1 protein-coding gene is annotated in these 275 nt (G+C 56.0%); it reads left to right on the top strand.

The window, feature by feature from the left end:
* Positions 1-253, top strand: a 253-nt coding sequence (locus MXD62_RS08600) for a M20/M25/M40 family metallo-hydrolase (protein ID WP_248828861.1), incomplete at its 5' end; no start/stop codon positions are given.
* Between the last annotated feature and the right edge of the window lie 22 nt (positions 254-275).

Raw genomic sequence — 275 nt, 5'->3', positions numbered from 1 at the left:
AGCGGCGGTTGAAGTTGTAGGCCTTGCCCAGGTGGAGAAGATGAAGCCGTTGATGATTGGCGAGGATTTCTCCTACTATTTGGAGCGTGTCCCCGGCGCTTATATCATGGTGGGGGCGGGCAACCCAGAGTTGGGAGCCTCCTTTCCACATCATCATCCCCGGTTTGATGTGGATGAACGGGCCATGCTGATTGCTGCGGAAGTATTGGGACGAACCGCACTGGCGTTTTTGCACGCACACTGCAACAGTTAAACAACAGGCGCCTGGCTGGGCA

Source organism: Frankia sp. Mgl5, assembly GCF_023242985.1.
In the GTDB taxonomy this organism is placed as follows: Bacteria; Actinomycetota; Actinomycetes; order Frankiales; family Frankiaceae; genus Parafrankia; species Parafrankia soli.
Note: the sequence above shows the minus strand (reverse complement) of the source record. Positions and strands in the feature narration are given on the sequence as shown.